The sequence below is a fragment of the Peptoniphilus faecalis genome, assembly GCF_012976305.1.
Taxonomy (GTDB): Bacteria; Bacillota; Clostridia; order Tissierellales; family Peptoniphilaceae; genus Peptoniphilus_A; species Peptoniphilus_A faecalis.
In genome coordinates this window covers 36,403-58,860 of record NZ_JABDSR010000012.1, presented here as the reverse complement: position 1 = coordinate 58,860, position 22,458 = coordinate 36,403, and the positions used below count along the sequence as shown (strand labels likewise).

Genomic DNA, 22,458 nt, shown 5'->3' with positions numbered 1-22,458 from the left:
GTTTAGATTTCCAAGAATTTCCTTTCTTGTTTTGGTCATATTCGTACCAAGACTTACCAGTAGTTTTATATTTTCTTTTGTAAGCTTCATAATATTTATCAATTACTGAAAGCTTATTTTCTTTACACAATTCATCACTTTGATACCTGATTTTATGGTAAGTTTTTTTGTTAGATTGGTAGCATTTACCAGTCTTGTAATTAACATTATTAAAAATAATATGGTTATGGATATGCCCTCTATCAATATGAGTTGCAAGAACAAATTCATAATCTTCTTTTAAAATTTTCTTGCATAACTCCATTCCAATTTCGTGAGCTTTTATAGGATCAACCTCTCCTGGTAGAAAAGATTGGATTAAATGTCTAGCCAAAACTTTACCTGTAGTATCATTATCTTCTCGTGTTTTCATAAATTGTATGTGGGCAGTAGATGGATGACATTTAAATGAAGATATCAAGATTTTTTCATCAGTTTTTTCACTCTTAGTTATATAGTCTATTGCCAAATTTAGGGTTGATTTTATAGGATGTATTTTTGTAATTGCCATACTAATCACCAGAACTTTCTTTTGATTTATTTAGAAGTAGGGAATGAATCTGCCATATTTCTCTTGATAATTTTTCTATCTGCTTATTCATTGATTCAATTTCATTTTTGTAAATAACACCAGTTGTATTAGTAGCTTTTGCGATCTGGTTTATATTATTCGTAGCATTTGAAAGTAACCATTGTAGGTTTCTAAATGGTTCTAAATCTACAACATATATCTCTTTTTCTAATACACATTTTCTAAGAAAATGGGACATTGTTTTGCAATTTGCAAGTTTCATTTTCTTTTCGAAAACTTCTTTTTCTTCCTTAGTTAGTTTTATTTCTATTCTTTCATTTCTAAATCTATTTGCCATTTTATTCTCCTTTATAAAATAAATTTTGGGGTCTTAGGGTTCTCCCTAACAAGGTAAAAATTAAAAAAATGGAGCATGCCATAAAGGTCTGCTCCATTAATTTTTTCGTAAGTGTCCGTACACTTACTGTGCTTGCTATTAAAGTTATAAGCGTTAAGCGTGTATTAAGTTGTCTCTAATCTTCAGCTATAAAATTAAATTTCTCAGCAATAGGTTCTCCATCATTATACAACCATGATTCTCTTGAACCAAAGATATTAGCAAATTTATTGAAAAGCTGGTACATAGATGATTGATAAGATGTATTTATATCCCACTTAACAAATTGAGACTTAATGATATTTTGCTTAATTGGTTCACTGATTTCTCCAAAACCTGAAGTTCTAGAGTAATAATTTTTAACATTTAATAAAGTAAAAGAAATATAGAATCCAGTTCCTAATTTCTGTTTGGATAGTTCTTTACAGTAATTATATATTTTTTTTGCAATAATTTTTTCAAAATTATCCCAACAGTAAATCATTTTAGGGTCCTCATCAGCATAATATTTCATTAAATAAATCTCTCCAATTTCTAAATTGCCATTAGAGAAAACTTGTATATATGTTGATAAGAAATCTTTATGATTTCTTCGAGTTTTGATTAAACCATTTGCATTATAATTTACTGAACCATGGTAGCCATCGGGATTGAAAATATCTAAATTATCATTATATTCACAAGCTTTTAGATTAATATATGTTCTTTCATCAAATGAAACTTCAGGTAGAATGTGGATTAATAATATAGGTGATGTTATTAACGTATCATCTATTTCACTATTTAAAATACTAGAAATTCTTTCGTTTCTGAAGCTTTCTAATTTTTGTTGTCTATTGCTCAGTGCATCAAAACTATTTTTCAAATCATTGTATCTCATTTGAATGGAAGTATTTCCATTTCTTATATAAAATTCATGGTTACTACCAGTGTTATATGCGTGTGGTTTTAATACACTTCTAGGTACATCTATGATAATACAATTGGTATCATCACTAACTTCAACAAGTTCAGTTTTTATACCATAGAGAGAGGGGATAATATTTACAGAAATTTTATTTCTTAAAGCTTGTTCCCACATTTCGAATGTATCTTTGTTCACACCTACATCAGATAGTTCTGAAGGGTTATGGTTATTATCTTCCTTTAATCCTAATATTATTTTGCCACCATTATAGTTAGCTAAGGCACATATTTCTTTAAATAATTTAGCAAGTTCTTTTTGATCTAGGCTTGTTAATTTACCATTTGCAAAATAGTAATCTTTATATTCTAATGTATCACTTTCGGATATTTTCTCAGATATAATTTCTTCCAAAAATTCTCTACTCATAATTTCCTCCAAGTATAAATTTCATTCTACCTTTAAACACTGGAATACTAATCAAGAATATAATTACATAATGTATAAAGGAATTTATCATCATACTTTTTGTTATTGGTAATTGATGATAAGTTTGACCTATTATTTTAAAAGCACTTAGTGTGCTTGTTATAAAATCAAGTGCCAACCATAAGGCAACTGCTGATCCTATGAAAGCAATTATATAGTTTAAAAGTTTACTGATTTTTGGTAGCTTTTGATTTATTAAAATTAGAAATATTCCATAAATTATTACTACTGTAATTGAAAGGGGAATAGCTAATTTGTTATCTAGTTTATCTTTTATGGATATATAAAATCCTAAACCTACAACTATAAAATCAATCAAAAATGCTGAGATTTTTACAGAGTAGGTAGAGATGAGATAGTAGAAAACTACTCCAGAAAGAATTAATAAAATATATCCTGCAATAAAAATTCCCATAGAGTCTCCTAATAATAATCATCATGTTCAGGGCGATAGTTTTTGAGAAAATCTCCCTGAGGTGTATTAACATTAATTGGTTTATTAAACTTGCCCATTTTTGCTAACTCAGAAATTTTTAGATTTAGTAAATTTATATCTACGCCTAATTTTCCAGCGATTTCATAATCACATACTTGATCATTGATATTATTTAGGACATCTTCATCACTAATTAATAAATGAGCTGCAAAAATATTTGCTTCAGTTTCAAATTTATTTGTAGGGTTTAGCACTGTTTGGTCATGAAAAGCTCCTCCACTCATACAATAATCTCTGTGAAGTTGATCGTGACCTAATTCGTGTGCTAATATCGTCTTTCTATTAAAATTTGTGTTACTACTGATAAAAATAAATCTGTTCCTTTGAATATAATGGTACATTCCTAAAAGTATTTTTGTTTCAGGTAGATATACCAGGTTAATATTCAAAGCTTCTATTAATTCGATAGGATCTCGTGTCTTATACTTTTTTATAAGTCGATTAACCTTATCATATATATAGCGATTCATGCTCATATAATCACCTAATCTTTTTTCTTACGACCATATTTCTTATTTTCTCTTTTCGCCTCCCAATAAGCACGAGTAATAGCTTCAAAAGCAGCGTCTTTATCTTCATCAGATATTTCTCCACCTGCAAATAAAGAACTTAGACCTTCTGTTAATGCTCTAGCTTTTTCTAATTCTTTTTTGCCACCCATGTTATAAACTCGATTTAAAAACTCATCACTTTCTTCTAAAAGATAATTGTAATCACAGTCCATAACCTCAGCAATTTTTTTGTAAACCTCGACATCTCTTGGGTATCTTTCTCCATCTTCATAATGTACAAGAGTTCTTGTACTTATTCCTATCATTTTTGCAAAATCTGCTTGACTTAACTTTTCTTTTTCACGAAATTCCTTTAATCTATCCGCAAAAGCCATAACTTTAACCTCCTGAACTAATGTGCATTTATAACTTTTAATACGAACAATAGTGCTTGAATTATTTTTCAATTTAAGATATAATACAAACTGAACTTATATTCATATTATAGCACAAACATTCAAGTTTGTAAATAAGTTGTATTGGGGTGATTAGATTGAGAATAAGTAAAACTTTAAAGAATATAATGAACATGTATGCAGATAGCAACTTGAAATTTGAAGAGATCAGTTCAGCTGCAAAACTTATTTTAAGTTTATATAGACAAGTTACCTGGGCAGTAGATAGCAGGGCAAATTTTATGATGTTTGAGAGTAAAGAAAACTATGGGTCAACTTCAGAATCTGCTTACTTGTATCTTTCTACATTTGCTCCAGATAGAGTTGAAGAAAAGTTCAATAATAGAGTTTCCAATGTAATGGATAGTAAGCTTATGCTTTTAATAATTTATGATGCCTGTGTTAGGTTAAAAGTTTATCCAGAGTATGGGGAAATCTATCATAAGATTATTTATAACTACTACATTTCTGAAAAAAAGATTACTGATGAAGCTTGTATGAGAAGTGTATCTTTAGAGAGAACTGTTTATTATCAAAGAAAAAAGGAAGCAATTGCATTGGTTGGTGTAATAATTTGGGGATATACTTTACCGACTGCTATTAGCCAACTTGAAGACGGTCGTAGCATTGAAGAAATAATGAACATCTAAGAAATTAATTTATGACGAACTTATTGCGTACTATTTCCGAATGAAAAAAGTACCATATACGAATTTTATGTGTACTTAAGTGCATATATAATATCCATGATGGGTGATTTGCACCTAAATTTAATATTGGCATTTATTGGCTGAAAGAATTTATTTTCTTTCGGTCTTTTTTTATGCCCAGGAGAATATATGCATAGAATTAGAAACCCTCCTTGTGTGAATTTTATTTTCAAACAAAAGAAATTCATGTCAACAAGGAGGAAAAATTAATGGACAAAGAATATTATTTATTTGTAGAAGGAAAGAAAATAGTTGTTAGCAAGGAAGTATATCTTGCCTATCATAGTGAATTGAATAAAGAGAAATATCAAATAAGAAGAGACAGGTTAAATAACTGTTTCTTTTTTTGTTCCTATGATCATGATGGAAACTTCGAAGAAAATTTAGAAGATCTGGAATTTGATGTTGAAAAAATTATCGAAACAAAGGAAATGATTGAAGAAGTAAGAAGAGCTATTTCTAAACTCAATCCTGCTGAAAGAGACCTAATAGAAAGCCTCTTTTATAAAGAAGAAACAATTAGAGAAGTAGCTGCCAAACTCAATATATCTCATCCAGCCGTTATTAAAAGGCGTAATAAAGTCTTAGAGAAACTAAAGGAAATGTTAGAAGACTTTTAGATGACAGTTACCAAGAAGGTCTAATTTTCACTGTTACTTATGCAGTGGGAATTGGACCTTTTCATTTAACCAAATTTATTTTTGAAAATTGGTTACCAAGAAAGACTTCTTTTCACTGTTAAGTATAAGAGGGTAATTTTAAACAATTTTGTTTCATCAAGATAAGTATTTTCTGATGGTCAATTTTAAAAAGATTAATAGCTCTCGATAAATTTTGAACCTTAACAATTGAATAGACCAAGACAAGACATTAATTATTTTTGGAGCGTAATAACCTATCCGCCAAGATCTTTCTGCTGAATAATTCGGCAAAACAAGCACTGCTAAGCTAAAAGCAAGGGAAGAAGAAAGGGAGCGATAAGTAAGAGTTTGAATATAGGGAGGGATACCCTATTCGCTATGAAGAAAATGAGGATAATGATACTTCTAAGGTTGAAGCCGGCTCATCCTGAATAGAGGCGGAGGTGAGATTCCTATGTTGCTAATCCAAAGCACTTGTCAATGTCAAAAAACTTTAATTTTATATTGTGAGGTAAAACCTATGAATACAAAAGAAAAGAAGAAATATAAACCTAAAGAGCAAATATCAAAAGAAGACTATTCTAAAAAAATTACTTACACTCAAAGTGATAAAGAGTCCCTCGACTTACTAGATATTGTTGAGCTTTATTTATGTAGAGCTTGTATAAGACTATAAGCTGGGGTGCTGACTTAAAAACTTGGGTGCGGTAAAATATAAGTGGTAGAAGAACTCCTTAATGACTATTTGCCCAAATACAAATTAAGGAGGTTTTGTGATGGAAAAATTTGCTTGTATGTATCTTCGTTTATCAAGAGAGGATGGAGATAGCACAGAAAGTAATTCTATTTCAAATCAAAGACAGATTATCAAATCATATGCAAGGGACAATGATTTTAAAGTTGTTGCTGAATATGTAGATGATGGCTTTTCAGGATCTAATTTTGACAGACCAAAATTTAAGAAGATGATTCAAGATCTTGAAGAGAAGAAGTTCAAAACAATTATTGTGAAGGACTTATCCCGTTTCGGGAGAGATTATATCGAATCAGGAAAATATCTTCAAAAGATATTTCCAGAAAAAGGTATAAGATTTATATCCGTAAACGATAACTATGACAGTGAAAATGCAGATGTAAGTGATACACACCTAATTCTTCCTATAAGAAACTTTATTAATGATTCTTATTGTAGGGATATTTCTATGAAGGTTAAATCTTCAAAAGAGATTAAAAGAAAGAATGGTGAATTTATTGGTGCATTTGCTCCTTTTGGTTATAAGAAGGATAGCAAAAACAAACATAAGTTAGTCGTCGATACAGAAGTTTCACACATAATTGAAAGAATCTTCAATATGAAGATAGACGGTTATTCGTCTAAGGCTATTGCAGATTTTTTAAATAGCATAGGTTATGTAACACCATCTAAGCATAAAGAAAATTCTGGCAATAATCATACTACTGGTTTTATTGTTAAAGACTCTAAATGGGACGCAAAAATGGTCAATAGGATTATTACAAACAAGGTCTATATAGGAGTGCTTGAACAAGGGAAAACTAGAAAATTAAATTACAAGTCTAAGAGAGAAGTAGAAGTAAATGAAGAAGATTGGATTGTAATAAACGACTCTCATAAGCCTATCATTTCAAAAAGCATTTATGCTTTGGCTAATAAGATGATGCTTCGAGATGTAAAACAATCGGCAGATATACCACATATTTTATCAGGAATGCTTTATTGCAAAGATTGTGGATCTTCAATGGTTAGAAGAAAGGTTAAGTCCAAGAATGGATATAATATTTTTTATATTTGTTCTCACTATAATAACAAAGGAGATTGCACAAGACATAGTATAAAAGAAGACTATCTACTTGATATGACTCTTTTTGCACTTAAAGATTATTTAAAAAAATATAACGAACTACTAAGTCAAGTTAATAAGTTAGATGTATCAAAAGTTACATTTAATATTGATTTTGAAAGCTTAAACTCAGAAAAGAGAAAGTATGAAAGACTTAGACAATCTTTATATATGGACTTAGAAGACCAACTTATAACTTCTGAAGAGTTTGAAAGGTTCAGAAAAAATTATCTTATTAAAATCAGGGAAATAGAGAAACAAATTGCTACAAAGAAAAATATACTTGCTAACTTGCAAGAAAAGATGAAAAACAAGGACAGTTTGGTTTCTGAAATTGTTCCCACTGATTTAAGCAGTCTAAATAGGCTAACAATTGTATCTTTTATAGATAGAATTGAGATCGGAGAAAATAATGAGATTAATTTTGTCTTTAATAATTTGGAAACAGTTAACTTACTGAAGACCCTTATAAAAGAAGAAAGTGAAAGTAAGTCTGAAGTAAAGAAAAATTTGATTTCAATAAATAAAATATTTGGAAATGCTCTTGAAAACAAGACTCCAATGCAATTAGTTGGAGGTGTTTTATAATGGCAAGAACTTCCAAAAGATATATTGAAAAGAAAAGCGAAAAGATCGAAAGAAAAGTCTTTAAGGCTGGAATTTATACAAGACTATCTAACGAAAGAACAGAAGAGTGGAGAGAAAAATCATATTCCATAGAAACTCAAATCCTATCTTGTAAAGAATATGCATTAAAAGAAAATATAGATGTTTTAGAAGTTTACACTGACTATGAATATAGTGGGACAAACTTTGAAAGACCATCATTTCAGAATATGATGCAAGATATTAGGGATAGAAGAATCAATTGTATTATTATCAGAGATTTATCAAGACTTGGAAGAGAATATCTCGAAATGGGAAGATTGATTGATAAAGTGTTTCCATTTCTAGGTGTTAGATTTATTTCAGTTAATGATAAATTAGACACAGTTAAAGAAACAGACTCAAAGAAATCTTTTGAGGTTACTCTTAAAAATATTATCAATGATATGTATGCTAAGGATATTTCAGTTAAGATAAAAACCTCAAAACACAACAGAGCAAGAAACGGATACTTTATTGGTTCTGTTCCACCTTACGGATACAAGATTAAAAAATCTAAAGAAGGTCAAAAACTTGTAATCGATGAAAATGTTAGATTTATCGTAGAAGAGATGTTTGATTTAACTCTTCAAGGCAAAAGCCAATATGAAGTCGCAAAGCATTTTAATGAAAAAGGGTATGCTCCTGGAATGATTTATTATAAAACTGGGAGAGTTTATAGAGAAGATGATGATCCTGAATGGAATAAAGGGACAATTTCTAAAATGCTTACAAATCCAGCTTATACGGGGACTTTAGTACAAGGAGTTAAGCAACAAAATCTTGCAAAAGGCATTAAACAACATTTTGTAGATGAAAGTCAGTATATAATTTGTGAAAATGCTCATGAAGCAATCATTTCTAGGGAAGTTCACGAAAGAATATTACAAGAAAGACGAGAAAGAAAGAAAAATCATGTTTTCAGTTCGCCAATGCACAATTTTGAAAATAGGGACTATGATAACAGATTTAAAGGTCTTGTAATCAATAATAATACTGGCAAAGAACTTAATAGAAGAACTCGTATCTATGGTAAAAATAAAGATAGACTTTACTATTCATTTCAGAATGAGAGATTTAGTGGAAGTATAAAACCCGAAAAATCAGTATTCATTATGGAAAGAGATTTAGATCAGGCTATTAGTGATAAGATTTCTGAGTTTATTATGAAGACAACTAGCAAGACAAAATTTGTTAACCGAATTAAATCTAGATTTAATAAAGCAATAGATACTTTTAAGAAAGACATAGAAAATCTTAAAAGAAAAAATCTAAATGAAGAAAATATCATTCAAAGAGCCTATGAAGAATACAGTCTAGGTAAGATTGATAGAGATGAGTATCTATTAAGAAGAGAGATTGCTCAAAGTCATATGTCTACATTTGATAATGAGATTTCAGCAATCGAAGTTAATATATCAAAACTTAAAAAAGAAAGATTAAAATCAACAAAATGGATAAATGATTTATATGCTTCAAAGAATTTAGAAAAGCTACCTGGTGATTTAATCCATAGCTTAATTGAAAAAATAATAGTTTATGATAAACACGAATTTGAAATAGTCTTTAAATTCAATATAGATAATTTGGTAGGAGGAACAGACGATGAGTAAGGTTGCTATTTATATTAGATTATCCGTTGAAGATATGATAAAGACTGATGAAAGTGAAAGTATCATAAATCAAAGAGCATATCTAAATGATTATCTCGATAAGAATGAAGAATTTAAGAACTTTACAAGAGAAGAATATGTCGATGATGGATATTCTGGAACAAATGAAAATAGACCAGCTTTTCAAAGAATGCTCGAAGATGTAAAGAAAAATAATATCCAGACGATAATTGTAAAAGACTTGTCCAGATTTATGAGAGATTATATAACCCTTGGAGATTATCTTGAAAATATATTTCCATTCCTTGGAGTAAGATTCATTGCCATAAATGATGGCTATGATAGCAACAAAGAAAAGGGAAATGGAACAGATTTAGATATTCAATTCAAGGGACTATTATATGATTTCTACACAAAAGATATTTCTGAAAAGGTAAAATCATCTATGACTACACTTAAAAAACAAGGAAAGTTTTTAGCTTGGAGTCCACCATTGGGATATATGAAAGATCCTAATGATAGACATAAAATCATAGTCGATGAAGAAACAGCTTGGATAGTAAAGAAGATTTTCAAACTTGCACTTGATGGTATATCTTCAAGAAATATAGCTAAGATATTAAATGAGGAAAAAATTCCAACACCATCAAAAAGAAAGAGCGAAATAACAAACCTTGATTTCGAATATTCAATAATTAGAACAGCTAAAAAGCCTAGACCAACTTGGACTAATGGCAATGTAATAGATGTATTAGCGAATGAAAATTACACTGGAACTTATACTTTCAATATGCAAGATAATTCAGTATTGAATCCATCTTCGTTTAAATTCAAACCAAAAGAAGAGTGGGAAAGAGTTGAGAATAATCATGAAGCTATTATATCTAGAGAAGACTTTGAAAAAGTTCAAAAGATTAAAGAGAAGAATCTGTTTATGAAAGGTAAAAATACCGATTATGAATGGAGAAAGAAATCTCCACTACAAGGTTTTGCAAAATGTCCAACTTGCAATCACATTTTAGGATGTATTCAATCAAAAAGAAAACGACAAGATGGAAGCATAAGAGTTCACACATATTTTACTTGTAGGATATGTAAGTGTAATAATGTAAAACATAAGAACTCAAGAGCAGGAAGCCTTGAAGAGCAAGTATTTGAAGCAATAAAGGAAAAATATGGTTTAGAAGATCCAATCAAGGATGAAAAAGTAAAAGTTAAACCAATGGAAAAATCTATCGAAGATCTTGAAGCTAAAAAAATGCATAATTTTGAGAAGTATAAATTAGGCAAGATGAATAGACAAAAATTCATTGACTCTAAAAATTTGATAGATGAAGAAATACAAGCAATAAAAGAAAAAATACAAAAAGCAAAAGAAGAAAAAGAAGTAATAGACAACACTAAACTTACCAGAGAATTGATGGAGAAATATATAGACTCAGTAATCTGCGAAGGAAACGAAGTGTTGAACATAATATGGAAGTAGCAAAGGGAGTGAGCAATCACTCTCTTTTATATTACATAACTATAATCCCTTTTTTGTCATAAGCTTGACATGAGAGGGAAGTGGAAGTTTGCTGTTGCAGATGAAAAAGCAATTTGATGAACATATTATTGATGAAGGATTTTTTGGACAGGAAATAAATATGACCAACTTTAACTTGGCACGTATGAATATGTTCATTCACAATGTGAATTACAATAACTTTTCAATTAAAAGGGGAGACACTCTAATTAACCCCTTACATAAAGATGAAAAGCCCTTTGATGCCATAGTATCAAATCCTCCTTATTCAATTAAATGGGTGGGAGATGCTGATCCTACTCTGATAAATGATGAAAGATTTGCTCCAGCGGGCAAATTGGCACCAAAGTCTTATGCCGATTATGCCTTTATTATGCACTCATTATTCTATCTTTCAAGCAAGGGCAGAGCAGCCATCGTATGTTTTCCAGGAATTTTTTACAGAAAAGGCGCTGAAAAAACAATTAGAAAATATCTTGTAGATAATAATTTTATTGACTGTGTTATTCAGCTTCCGGAAAATCTCTTCTTTGGAACTTCAATAGCCACTTGTGTTTTAGTCATGGCAAAAAACAAGACAGAAAATAAGGTACTGTTTATTGATGCCAGCAAAGAATTTAAGAAAGAAACAAATAATAATATTTTAGAAGAAAAAAATATTGAAAAAATTCTTGATGAGTTTAGAAGTAGAAAAGAAGTAGAATACTTTTCAAGATATGTAGATAAGGCGGAAATTGAAGAAAATGATTATAATCTTTCAGTTTCAACTTATGTAGAAAAGGAAGATACAAGAGAAAAGATTGATATAAAAGTTTTAAATAGGGAAATTGAAGAAACTGTCAAGAAAATAGATGAACTTAGAGCTTCTATAAATGAAATAATAAAGGAGCTTGAAGATGAGTAAGATAGACGAACTATTGAAAAATGAAAAGGTTGAGTGGAAGAAACTAGGAGAAGTTTGCGAAATTGTACGAGGAATTAGAGTAACAAAAAAAGATCTTGTAGAAAACGGAAAATATCCAGTTGTATCTGGTGGAATAGGATATATGGGCTATATCGATAAACAAAATAGAGATGAAAATACTATAACAATTGCACAGTATGGGACGGCTGGATATGTGAGTTGGCAGAAAGAGAAATTTTGGGCAAATGATGTTTGTTTTTCTGTATACCCTGATGAAAAAGTATTAAAAAAATATTTGTATCATTTTTTATTGGAGAAGCAAGAGTATTTATATTCAATATCTAACAAATCGGCAGTGCCATATAGTATCTCTAAAGAAAAAATATTAAAAATTGAAATCCCAATCCCATCCATAGAAACTCAAGAAAAAATAGTAAAAATACTTGATAAATTCACAAATTATGTTACTGAATTACAGTCTGAATTACAATCTGAATTACAATTTAGAACTAAAGGTTATGAGTATTACAGAGATATACTTTTAAGTGAAGATTATTTGAATAAGATTTCAGAAAAAATATTTTTTGAAAACAAATATGAATTGAAAAATGTTACTATAGAAGAAATTGCAAAAATAAGGAATGGAAAAGATTGGAAATCTTTGGGACAAGGTGATATTCCCGTATATGGTAGTGGCGGCAAAATGAATATCTATGTAAATAAGTATTCATATAATAAACCTACCGTTTTAATACCTAGGAAAGGTTCAATAAAAAATGTTTTTTATTTAGACGAACCGTTTTGGAATGTAGATACTATTTTCTATACAGAGATAGATGATAAAAAAATAATCCCTAAGTACTTTTATTATTTTATCGAAAATTTCGATATTGCCAAGTTGAGCACAGATTTTACAAGACCAAGCCTTACACAATCAATTTTAAATAAAATAAAAATAGCTTTGCCACCTATTCCAGTTCAAAATAAAGTGGTTGAAATTTTAGATAAGTTTCAATCTTTGCTTTCTGACACAAAGGGATTATTGCCTCAAGAAATTGAACAAAGACAAAAACAATATGAATATTATCGTGAAAAACTCTTGACATTTGACGAAAATATGGTAGAGAGAGAGAGAGAGAGAGAGGTTACATCTCTAAGAGGTATTTAACTTTATTAAAAGAAGCTGCGGATATTGTTGGAGTAAAACTATTTGGCTTTGAGTGGAAAAAATTAAAAGACATTACCCAATATTCTTCTAAAAGAGTATCAGCGGGGTTATTAAACGCAGAAAACTATGTTGGTGTTGAAAATTTATTGAAAGATAAATTAGGAAAGGTAGATTCCAGTTATGTTCCTAATACAGGAAATTTAATTGCTTTTAAAAAAGACGATGTCTTGATAGGGAATATAAGACCATATTTAAGAAAGATTTGGATAGCAAATGTTGATGGTGGGACTAATGGCGATGTATTGGTATTTTGTATAAAAGATGATTTTAAAAATATGATTATACCTAGATTTTTGTATAAAACATTGTCCAGTGAATCTTTCTTTGAATATGATATCAAATTTTCTAAAGGGGCAAAAATGCCAAGAGGAGATAAAAATAAAATCATGGAATACGAGGTTCCATTACCATCTCTCCCAGTCCAAGAATATATTGTTTCTATTCTCGATAAGTTTGATGCTCTTATCAATGATATCTCTCAAGGTTTACCTAAAGAAATAGAGTTAAGGCAAAAACAGTATGAATATTATAGGGAAAGATTAATGGATTTTCCAAGGAAAAACTAGTAATTAATAATACAAATGGAAGGAGTAATTTAGATGTCAGAGAATAAAGTAAATTATAATGCATCTACAATTGCTGAAATGACTGGCGGAATTATTTTAGCTAATTTTAAAAAGGACCTTGAAGTTAGAGAAACTTCCTACCAAAGTGAAGCTGAACTTGAAAGTCAATTAATTGAAAATTTGGTTTCGCAAGGGTATGAGAGACTTATTGTAAAATCAAAGGATGAATTATATGTAAATTTAAAAATTCAAATTGAAAAGTTAAATGAAGTTTCTTTTACAAAAAAAGAATGGGACAGATTTTTACTTGAATACTTGGATGCTCCAAGTGATGGTATGATTGAAAAAACTCGAAAAGTTCAGGAAAATCATGTCCATGATTTCATATTTGACGATGGACATTTGCAAAATATTAAGATTATTGATAAGAAAAATATTCACAACAATTTTTTGCAAGTTACTAATCAGGTATGTGGCGAAGGAAAAAATCGAAATCGTTATGATGTTACTATTTTAGTAAATGGCTTGCCCCTTGTCCATATAGAGCTTAAAAAAAGAGGCGTGAATTTACATGAGGCCTTTAACCAAATTCACAGGTATAGCAAAGAAAGTTTTAACAGCGATAATTCCCTATACAAGTATGTTCAGATATTTGTCATTTCTAATGGAACTTATACAAGATATTTTGCCAATACAACGGCGCAAAATAAAAATAATTATGAGTTTACTTGTGAATGGGCGGATGCTAAAAACAAAGTGATTTGCGATTTAGAGGATTTTACTAAAACTTTTTTTGAAAAACGTGTCATTCTTGAAGTGCTTACAAAGTATTGTGTATTTGATGTCAATAATACTCTTCTTATTATGAGACCCTATCAAATAGCGGCAACCGAACGAATTTTGTGGAAGATAAAATCAAGTTATGAGGGGAAAAAAGCGGGCAGACCAGAAGCGGGAGGTTTTATTTGGCACACAACGGGGGAACGTGTCATAATAGTGACAGGGTGCATTAACGTTTTGGAATCAAGGGTTTCAGGAACTTCTATTAATAATAATTCATGCATTTATTAGAGCCTTAGGTATAATTTTAGAATGTTATTAAGCTTATTTTTCTAAAAAATATTGACACTATCAAAGATTCTGGCTTACTTGACAAATAAAATAAAAACAAGTATTATAAAGTGCAGTATTAATCAAAGGAGTTTTATCATATGAGGCATAATATTTTTAAATAACTATTAATAAAATAGAACAAGTACTTTTCCATGCAAAAGGATATTTGTATGGCTTATTAATTGTACTTTTATTTAGAAATATTCTCATAACAATAAATTTATATTTTTATGTATTATATAGCATTGATTAGACTGTAGATGTAGCACCCTGATGTTATATCTAATTGAGTGTGTTATATTTACTTTAAGCAGTTATATAAAAAATAAGTTCCCCTGTGAAGAGAGTATTTTATCACAGGGGATTTTTTATATAATTATGGAGGTATAAAATGAAAATTATTAATATAGGAATATTAGCACATGTTGATGCAGGAAAAACAACTGTTACAGAAGGTTTATTATACAAAGGTGGGGCAATTAATAAGATTGGAAGAGTCGATAATGGTACAACGATAACGGACTCGATGGAACTTGAAAGAGATAGGGGGATAACTATACGAGCATCTACAGTTTCATTTAATTACAATGATACAAAGCTAAATATCATAGATACCCCTGGGCATATGGATTTTATAGCTGAAGTTGAACGAACACTGAGAGTATTAGATGGAGCTGTTTTAGTAATTTCAGCAAAAGAGGGAATACAAGTTCAAACGAAAGTGATTTTTAATACCTTAGTGAAATTAAATATTCCAACCCTTATATTTGTGAATAAAATAGATCGAAAGGGAGTATATTTGGATGAAATATACACTCAAATACAGGAGAAATTAACTTCTAATCTTGCAATAATGCAATCAGTTAAAATAAAAGATAAAGGTGATTTTGAATTGACAAATGTAAGGGATGATAAAGTAATTCAAAGTCAAATAATAGAGAAGTTACTGGATATAAATGATTATCTAGCAGAAAAATATATAAATGGCGATGTCATTACAGAAAAAGAATATAATGATGTATTTTTGGATGAGATTAATAACTGCAATCTTTATCCTGTATTTCATGGTTCGGCTTTAAAAAATATTGGAATTGACGAGCTATTATTTGCCATTACTAAATATCTTCCTACCAAGAGCTATAATACTGAAGACCTTTTATCAGCGTATGTTTATAAGATTGATAGGGATGAAAAATCTAGAAAGATGACTTTCTTAAGAATATTTAAAGGTAGTATAAAAATACGTCAAGAAATTTTTAAAAATGGTGGAGAAGAAGTTTTCAAGGTAAGAAACTTAGAAACAATTATAAATGGTGAAATTGTTAAGGTAGATCAGGTTAATAGTGGGGATATTGCTATTATTTCTAATGCTAATTCTCTGAAGATAGGTGATTATATTGGACAGAAATATGACGGGATTTTAGATATAAAGATAGCCCAACCGGCATTGAGAGCATCAATTAAACCTTGTGATTTAAGCAAAAGAAGCAAACTGATAGAAGCACTATTTGAATTAACTGAAGAAGACCCATTTCTCGATTGTGAAATTAACGGAGATACTGGAGAAATCATATTGAAGCTATTTGGAAATATTCAGATGGAAGTAATCAAATCACTACTTAAAAACAGATATAAAATAGATACTGAATTTGGTGAATTGAAAACAATATATAAAGAACGACCTAAGAGAAACTCTAAAGCAGTAATCCATATAGAGGTTCCACCAAATCCTTATTGGGCATCTATTGGACTGTCAATAGAACCACTACCAATAGGGTCAGGATTATTATATAAGACAGAGGTGTCCTATGGATATTTAAATAATTCATTTCAAAATGCAGTAAAAGAAGCTGTAGAAAAGGCTTGCAAAGAAGGACTTTATGGCTGGGAGATTACAGACTTAAAGGTAACTTTTGACTACGGATTATACTATAGCCCGGTAAGTACCCCCTCTGACTTTAGGAATTTAACACCATATGTATTTTGGGAAGCTCTTCGAAAAGCAGGAACTGAAATATTAGAACCTTATTTAAAATATACAGTTCAAGTTCCAAATGATTTCTGCGGAAGGGTTATGAGTGATCTTAGAAAGATGAGGGCTTCTATTGAAGATATAATAGCCAAGGGAGAGGAGACAACTTTAAGTGGAAAGATACCTGTTGATACATCGAAGTCCTATCAGTCAGAATTACTTTCTTATTCAAATGGAAAGGGTATATTTATTACTGAGCCTTATGGGTATGATATATATAATGATAAGCCTATAATTAATGATATTGGGAACGACAATAATGATAGCAACAAGGAAGGGTTAAGATATTTATTTCAAAAACAGGATGAAAATTGAGGCCTAAATATAAAATTTAAAATAGAATCGAGAAATCATAGTTTTAAAATAGTTGATGAGGGAGCATACCTGTATCAATTAGAAAACTTGAATGGTAGTACATTACTAAAAAAATGAAATTGGTGTTTTTTTACTTCTGAATGATAGGAAAAATATAATTTAGATGACAGATTTAAAACGAGTATTTGGATCAAATTGAATTTTATGAAGTAAAAGACATATATTCAAAGTGGAAATATTCTATTCAAATCAAATGAAGTGGGGGAATCCCTACGTAATAAAATTGAACATAAGATCAAGGCAGTTTTCGGGACTTTCATAAAGATTATTTTGAGGATTTCTATAGTGTTAGAACAGATTATTTTGGATTGCCCATTCTCTAAGGATGAAGTAACATAAGCAGAGACATTATCAGAAGTAGTAAGTCTATATGCTGTATTATTGACACATAATCTTGTAAAAGATAAGATTGAATACATAGATATTTATCGAAGTGAAAGTGATAAATATCATATTGTAGAGAGGGATGTATATCTTTTATTCTATATTAAACTAATATTGGCTTGAAAACTTATTTATAATAAAATAATAAATTTCAAAGGGGCAGATCAAATAATCTGGACATTTTTTTCTTGCCACCGAGGAACGTGTCATAATAGTGACAGGGTGCATAAATGTTTTAACATAAGGGTTTCAGGGATTTTTATTGAAAGCATTCATGCATTGGTTAGAGCAATTGGGTATAATTGTTGTAAGTAGTGCATGAGAAGTTATGAATTGGAATATTTAATATAACATATTCAGGAGGAGTGTTTAAATGATTGCTAATAAATTAAAAATTGGAGATGAGATAAGGGTTATAGCTCCTTCTCGAAGTTTGAGTGTAGTAAGGCAAGATACTTTTGATAAGGCTTTAACATTGTTAACGGAAAAAGGTTTTAAAATAACTTTTTCACGAAACAGTCGTGAAATTGATGAAGTGAACTCTTCAAGTATCGAGTCTCGTGTTGAAGATTTACACGAAGCCTTTTTAGATAAAAATGTTAAGGCTATACTTACCTGCATAGGCGGATTTAATGTTAATCAAATATTGGAGTATATAGATTATTCTTTAATAGAGGCTAATCCCAAAATTATATGTGGATTTTCTGATATTACTGCTTTGCTTAATGCCATTTATTCTAAGACAGGTTTAGTTACTTATCATGGACCCCATTTCTCAAGTTTTGGCTTTGAAAAAGAAACTGACTATACATATTCATATTTTGAAAGATGTCTTATGAATTCTGATAAGTATAATATAAGACCATCTAAAGATGCAAAAGAATACTATCTTATACAGGAAGGAAGTTGTGAGGGAGAACTTATAGGAGGAAACCTTTGCACACTGAATCTTTTGCAAGGAACAAAATTTATGCCTAACTTAAAGAACAAGATATTATTTTTGGAAGATGATAATATTATGGGGAATTATTTCGCTGCCGAGTTCGAAAGAAATTTGCAATCTTTAATTCAAATCTTAAAATTTAATGGAGTAAAAGGAATATTATTTGGGCGATTTGATGATAGTTGTAAAATAGATATAAATGTAATTCAAAGAATAGTATCAACTAAAAAACAACTTAAAAATATACCTATTGTATTTAATGTTGATTTTGGACACGTATTCCCCTTTGCAACATTTCCAATAGGTGGACTAGTAAGGGTGAATGCAACAGAAACTTCCATTTTATTGGAGGTAGTGAAGCATTAGTTAATAATCTCTAAAGGCATATAGAACACTTCTATCAACCATTAAAAGAGAAAAGTTAACCAAAGAGGGAGATGTTATAAATGAAAATGGAAGTTAGAAGGGTTTTAACAAAAGATGCTGATGATATAGATGGTATTATGTAAATGATGGAGAAAAACTTCCTTAGATTCCTACAAAAAACTTAAAAAATTACAACATAAAGTCTAGATTTATTGGTGAAAAAATAGAAGAAATTCTTAATAGCGATAAAATTATACATATTATCAATGCAGAGAATGTATTTTGAATAGAGGATGATGTTAATAATTTAATAAAGTAATCAAATATTAGTCTTCCAGATATAATTGTTTGATTTTCTATCCACAGGGGCTCGTATCATAATAGTGACAGGGTGTATAAATACTATAGTATCAAGGATTTCATAGATTTTTATGTAAAAAAATTCATGCATTTTTTAGAGTATCAGGTATAATTGTCATAAGGCAGTGCATGAGAGAACAGAATTTGATTATTTAGTAATTCTCAATTATTTGATATATTTATATTAGTGGAATTAGCTAGTTACACATAAGTAGAAAGGTATGTAGCTACAGTATTTAAATTTATGAAGGAAGATGATTATGGCCTACCATGAGTTTGGTATTATGGAAGATACTCCAAAAAAATATCAGAGGTTTGATGAATATGAGCCTGAAAAATTTGAACTTATCAAAATAAATGATGATTTTATTGAACCATTATTGCATAGTTTCGATGATATTTACTGTTATTGGCATACGCTAGAATGCCCAGGAATGAATCTTGCGTATTGTGGGATAACACTTATACCACCTGAGTCAATTGATTCTTTTATATTTATTTTTAGCAAATATGATAAAGAACCATATAATAAAATTATTGAATTGTTTAAAGAGGCTAAAATAAGAGATAAGTATATTATCCATTATGGAATTTAGTAGGAGAGTAAATGGAGGAATGTTTTATGCAAGAAAATATAGAATTAACAAAAAAGAGAGCTTATGAACTTTTTGATAACAAAATAATAGATACATTTGAAGTAGGAACATTTAAGGGGCTACAACAAATCCATCAATATATATTTCAAGATGTATTTGATTTTGCAGGAAAAATAAGGACTGTGAATTTATCAAAGGGCAATTTTCGCTTTGCTCCTGTTAGGTTTTTAGAATCTAACTTGGAAATTATTGAAAAGATGCCTGAGTCAGATTTTGATAGTATTATAGAAAAATATGTAGAAATGAATGTAGCTCATCCTTTTAGAGAAGGGAATGGGAGAGCTACTAGAATATGGTTGGATTTAATTTTTAAATCAAATATGGGTATGTGCATAGATTGGAGTAAGATAGATAAAGAAGAATATTTATCAGCTATGGAAAGATCACCGATAAATTCTCTAGAAATTAAAGTTTTGTTAAAAGGTGCTTTAACAGAGAGAATTAATGATAGACAAGTTTATATGAGAGGAATCCAGCGTTCATATGAATATGAGGGATATTATACAAAATAATCTAAGAAATAATTTATATAGTGATTATTATCCAAATAAAAATAAATATACTATCAGAAAAAAGCAATAGCTAACCTAGATATGAGATAATGCAAGTGGGAGAAGTTATTGCTCTTGTATCCACAGGTTCCGGCAAGACGCTTACTTCTTTTAAGGCGGCAAGGCTTGCGACGACACTGGATTTCATTGATAAGGTATTTTTTGTTGTAGATAGAAAAGATTTAGACTACCAAACAATGAAAGAATATCAAAGGTTTCAGCCGGACAGTGTAAATGGAAGTAAAGATACAAAGGAACTTAAAAGGTGTATTGAAAAATATGACAATAAGATTGTAGTTACTACAATACAAAAACTAAATGAATTTGTTAAGAAAAATCCTGACCATGAAATTTATGATAAACATTGTGTCCTAATATTTGATGAATGCCATCGCTCTCAGTTTGGAGAGGCACAGAAAAATATAAGGAAGTCATTTAAGAAATATTATCAATTTGGTTTTACGGGAACGCCAATTTTTCCAGAAAATTCTCTTGGTGGAGATACAACGGCAAGTATTTTTGGAGCACAACTGCACAGCTATGTTATTACGGATGCTATTCGTGATGGCAAAGTTTTAAAATTCAAAGTGGATTATAATAATATTACACCTAAATTTAAAAAAGCGGAGAAAGAGGAAGATGAGAAAAAATTAGCTAAATTGGAAAATAAAATGCTACTACATCCCGAGCGAATAAGTGAAATTACAAAACATATTCTAAAGGTATTTAATACAAAAACACATCGCAATGAGTTTTATGATATAAAGCATAGAAGGCTCAATGGCTTTAATGCAATGTTTGCTGTGCAAAGTATTGAAGCGGCAAAGTTATATTATGAAGAGTTTGAAAGACAACAGAGCAGTTTACCTGAAGAAAAAAGATTGAGAATAGCTACAATTTTTAGTTTTGCACCTAATGAGGAACAAAGAGCAATTGGAGAAATAGCAGAAGAGGATTTTGATGTTTCAGCAATGGAGATGACGGCAAAGGAATTTTTGGATAAGGCAATTGACGATTACAATACTTACTTCAAAACTAATTTTTCTACTAATGGAAATAAATTTCAAAACTATTATAAGGATTTGTCTCTTAAAGTAAAAGAGAAGAAAGTCGATTTGCTAATAGTAGTGGGAATGTTTTTGACTGGATTTGATGCTCCTACATTAAATACATTATTTGTAGATAAAAATTTGAGATATCATGGTCTTATTCAGGCTTTTTCAAGAACTAATCGCATACTCAACAAGGTAAAAACTTTTGGCAACATTGTTTGTTTTAGGGATTTAGAAAAAGCTACTCAGGATGCAATCAAGATTTTTGGCGATGAAAACAGTGTAAACATTATTTTGGAAAAGAGCTATGAAGAGTACATTTATGGTTTTAAAGATGAAGAAACTGGAAATGTAGTCAAGGGTTATATAGATATTTGTAATGAGATTGTGTCTAAATTCCCTGAACCTACAGAAATTATATTGGAAGCTGATAAAAAAGAATTTGTAAAACTTTTTGGCGAGTTATTGAAATCCGAGAATATCCTCAAAAATTTTGATGAGTTTGAAAACTTTGAAAAAATCATTTCAGATAGACAGATGCAGGATATGAAAAGTGTTTATGTTGATATTAGGGAAGGCATTTTAAATTCAGGGAGCAATGAAAATCCAGAAGGTGATAAAATAGATTTTTCCGATATTGAATTTCAAATTGATTTACTTAAAACAGACGAGATAAATCTTGATTATATTTTGGCTCTAATATTGGAAAAGTCAAAAGAAAATGATGATGTTGAAAGTTTAAAAGCAGAAGTTCGCAGGGTAATCAGGTCAAGCCTTGGCACAAGGGCAAAAGAAGAATTGATTATGGACTTTATAAACAACACAAGATTGTCTGAACTAAAAAATAATGACGATATTCTTGAGTCATTCTATAAATTTGCAAAGAAAGAGAAAGAGAATAAAATTATATCTTTAGTTGAGGACGAAAATTTGAAAGAAGATTCAAAACGTTTTATAGAAAGATCTATTAATAAAGGCTACGTAGAATATGCAGGAGATGAGCTAGATCGCATCATTCCGCCGACTTCACGTAGGCATGGCGCTAGAGAAAAGAAAAAGGAATCTGTATTAGAAAAAATAAGAAAAATTGTAGAAATTTTTGTTGGGATATAATTCCAATTTATTATTTTTTATATAAGAATTGATTTTGATA

Annotated in this window: 21 protein-coding genes and 1 pseudogene; 16 read left to right on the top strand and 6 right to left on the bottom strand. The window is 29.8% G+C overall.

From position 1 onward, the window contains the following. The 6 genes from HKO22_RS08695 to HKO22_RS08670 form a co-directional block, all read right to left on the bottom strand. Positions 1–550, bottom strand: a 550-nt coding sequence (locus HKO22_RS08695) for a relaxase/mobilization nuclease domain-containing protein (protein WP_169970091.1), incomplete at its 3' end; no start/stop codon positions are given. Between the two features lies 1 nt (position 551). Next, positions 552–908: a plasmid mobilization protein gene (locus HKO22_RS08690; RefSeq protein ID WP_000013365.1), complete on the bottom strand. Its 357-nt coding sequence runs from the start codon at positions 906–908 to the stop codon at positions 552–554. 175 nt (positions 909–1,083) lie between these two features. Beyond that, complete coding sequence (locus HKO22_RS08685) at positions 1,084–2,280, bottom strand: AlbA family DNA-binding domain-containing protein (RefSeq protein ID WP_062810432.1); 1,197 nt, start codon at positions 2,278–2,280, stop codon at positions 1,084–1,086. Then, the gene (locus HKO22_RS08680; RefSeq protein WP_062810433.1) at positions 2,273–2,755 is read right to left on the bottom strand and encodes a ligand-gated ion channel; all 483 of its coding nucleotides are present in this window, start codon (positions 2,753–2,755) and stop codon (positions 2,273–2,275) included. The genes HKO22_RS08685 and HKO22_RS08680 overlap by 8 nt, the downstream gene beginning before the upstream one ends. An 8-nt stretch (positions 2,756–2,763) precedes the next feature. Then, positions 2,764–3,312 carry an ImmA/IrrE family metallo-endopeptidase gene (locus HKO22_RS08675; protein ID WP_062810434.1) on the bottom strand — a complete coding sequence of 183 codons (549 nt, stop codon included), beginning with the start codon at positions 3,310–3,312 and terminating at the stop codon, positions 2,764–2,766. A gap of 8 nt (positions 3,313–3,320) precedes the next feature. Continuing rightward, positions 3,321–3,722 carry a helix-turn-helix domain-containing protein gene (locus HKO22_RS08670; RefSeq protein WP_000852883.1) on the bottom strand — a complete coding sequence of 134 codons (402 nt, stop codon included), beginning with the start codon at positions 3,720–3,722 and terminating at the stop codon, positions 3,321–3,323. Positions 3,723–3,910: 188 nt separating this feature from the next. Here HKO22_RS08670 and HKO22_RS08665 point away from each other — a divergent pair, with 188 nt between their 5' ends. The 16 genes and pseudogenes from HKO22_RS08665 to HKO22_RS08590 all read left to right on the top strand — a co-directional run bounded on the left by HKO22_RS08665 (position 3,911) and on the right by HKO22_RS08590 (position 22,418). Then, the gene (locus tag HKO22_RS08665; RefSeq protein WP_223246810.1) at positions 3,911–4,432 is read left to right on the top strand and encodes a hypothetical protein; all 522 of its coding nucleotides are present in this window, start codon (positions 3,911–3,913) and stop codon (positions 4,430–4,432) included. 269 nt (positions 4,433–4,701) lie between these two features. Then, positions 4,702–5,112 carry a sigma-70 family RNA polymerase sigma factor gene (locus HKO22_RS08660; protein ID WP_062810435.1) on the top strand — a complete coding sequence of 137 codons (411 nt, stop codon included), beginning with the start codon at positions 4,702–4,704 and terminating at the stop codon, positions 5,110–5,112. A gap of 475 nt (positions 5,113–5,587) precedes the next feature. Then, a complete protein-coding gene (locus tag HKO22_RS08655; RefSeq protein WP_062810436.1) occupies positions 5,588–5,809 on the top strand; it encodes a hypothetical protein in 222 nt (73 codons plus the stop codon). A 100-nt stretch (positions 5,810–5,909) separates the two neighbouring features. Beyond that, a complete protein-coding gene (locus tag HKO22_RS08650; protein WP_169970097.1) occupies positions 5,910–7,580 on the top strand; it encodes a recombinase family protein in 1,671 nt (556 codons plus the stop codon). Continuing rightward, positions 7,580–9,250 carry a recombinase family protein gene (locus HKO22_RS08645; protein ID WP_169970089.1) on the top strand — a complete coding sequence of 557 codons (1,671 nt, stop codon included), beginning with the start codon at positions 7,580–7,582 and terminating at the stop codon, positions 9,248–9,250. Before HKO22_RS08650 ends, HKO22_RS08645 begins: the two co-directional genes overlap by 1 nt. Next, complete coding sequence (locus HKO22_RS08640) at positions 9,243–10,736, top strand: recombinase family protein (RefSeq protein WP_169970087.1); 1,494 nt, start codon at positions 9,243–9,245, stop codon at positions 10,734–10,736. The genes HKO22_RS08645 and HKO22_RS08640 overlap by 8 nt, the downstream gene beginning before the upstream one ends. Before the next feature lie 76 nt (positions 10,737–10,812). Further along, positions 10,813–11,679 (top strand): annotated as a pseudogene (locus tag HKO22_RS08635) (type I restriction-modification system subunit M); the annotation flags it as partial. Then, positions 11,672–12,847 carry a restriction endonuclease subunit S gene (locus tag HKO22_RS08630; RefSeq protein WP_169970085.1) on the top strand — a complete coding sequence of 392 codons (1,176 nt, stop codon included), beginning with the start codon at positions 11,672–11,674 and terminating at the stop codon, positions 12,845–12,847. The pseudogene HKO22_RS08635 and the gene HKO22_RS08630, both read left to right, overlap by 8 nt. Then, positions 12,829–13,473 carry a restriction endonuclease subunit S gene (locus HKO22_RS08625; RefSeq protein ID WP_075660132.1) on the top strand — a complete coding sequence of 215 codons (645 nt, stop codon included), beginning with the start codon at positions 12,829–12,831 and terminating at the stop codon, positions 13,471–13,473. Before HKO22_RS08630 ends, HKO22_RS08625 begins: the two co-directional genes overlap by 19 nt. 33 nt (positions 13,474–13,506) lie before the next feature. Then, positions 13,507–14,544: a type I restriction endonuclease gene (locus tag HKO22_RS08620; protein ID WP_235860816.1), complete on the top strand. Its 1,038-nt coding sequence runs from the start codon at positions 13,507–13,509 to the stop codon at positions 14,542–14,544. A 433-nt stretch (positions 14,545–14,977) separates the two neighbouring features. Further along, positions 14,978–16,933: a tetracycline resistance ribosomal protection protein Tet(T) gene (tet(T), locus tag HKO22_RS08615; protein WP_075660133.1), complete on the top strand. Its 1,956-nt coding sequence runs from the start codon at positions 14,978–14,980 to the stop codon at positions 16,931–16,933. 222 nt (positions 16,934–17,155) lie between these two features. Then, on the top strand, positions 17,156–17,332 hold the full coding sequence (locus HKO22_RS11160; RefSeq protein ID WP_196793341.1) for a DUF1697 domain-containing protein: 177 nt from the start codon (positions 17,156–17,158) through the stop codon (positions 17,330–17,332). Positions 17,333–17,750: 418 nt separating this feature from the next. Beyond that, positions 17,751–18,686 carry a S66 peptidase family protein gene (locus tag HKO22_RS08605; RefSeq protein WP_013669676.1) on the top strand — a complete coding sequence of 312 codons (936 nt, stop codon included), beginning with the start codon at positions 17,751–17,753 and terminating at the stop codon, positions 18,684–18,686. 644 nt (positions 18,687–19,330) lie between these two features. After that, positions 19,331–19,642 (top strand): hypothetical protein, encoded by a 312-nt coding sequence (locus HKO22_RS08600; RefSeq protein ID WP_202968690.1) that lies wholly within the window; start codon positions 19,331–19,333, stop codon positions 19,640–19,642. Between the two features lie 11 nt (positions 19,643–19,653). Further along, positions 19,654–20,214: a protein adenylyltransferase Fic gene (gene fic / locus HKO22_RS08595; protein ID WP_235932843.1), complete on the top strand. Its 561-nt coding sequence runs from the start codon at positions 19,654–19,656 to the stop codon at positions 20,212–20,214. A 95-nt stretch (positions 20,215–20,309) separates the two neighbouring features. Next, positions 20,310–22,418 (top strand): type I restriction endonuclease subunit R, EcoR124 family, encoded by a 2,109-nt coding sequence (locus HKO22_RS08590; RefSeq protein ID WP_235860817.1) that lies wholly within the window; start codon positions 20,310–20,312, stop codon positions 22,416–22,418. Positions 22,419–22,458: the final 40 nt, after the last annotated feature.